Annotated in this window: 1 pseudogene; it reads left to right on the forward strand. The window is 65.6% G+C overall.

Going from position 1 to position 555, the window contains the following annotated elements:
* A pseudogene (locus ACRRUX_RS20605) lies at positions 1 to 555 on the forward strand (hypothetical protein); the annotation flags it as partial.

Here is a 555-nt window from a genome sequence, read left to right on the forward strand (position 1 = left end):
GTGGTGGGCGACAGCCTCACCGTGACCGACCAGGCCGGTAATGTGCTGTTCTCTGGCCCCGTCACCCAGGCCATGCTGGACAATGGTCTGGCACTGAGTGTGGCGGCGCCGGCGAGTGGCACCACCCTGACTGTGACGGCCACCGTCACCGACCCGGCAGGTAACAGCGCTTCGGGCAGTGACAGTGCGCTGCTCGATTACGGCGTGGGCTCAGGTGCACCAGCCAGCCCCACTGTGGTGATTGTTGAGGATGCCAACAACGATGGCTACATCAATGACGCCGAGCTCAGCGGTGATATCAACATCACCGTGACCCTGGGCGCCGGCACCGCCGTGGGCGACAGCCTCACTGTCACCGACCAGGATGGCAATGCACTGTTCAGTGGCACGGTCACCCAGGCGATGCTGGATAACGGCCTGAGCCTGACCGTGACCCCACCGGCCAGTGGCACTACCCTGACCGTGACCGCCACCGTCAGTGATGCGGCCGGCAACAGCGCCAGCGGCTCAGATGCCGCCACCCTCGATTATGGCGTGGGCTCAGGCGCGCCTGCC

Origin of the sequence: Shewanella sp. GXUN23E (assembly GCF_050865035.1) — a bacterium.
Taxonomy (GTDB): Bacteria; Pseudomonadota; Gammaproteobacteria; order Enterobacterales; family Shewanellaceae; genus Shewanella.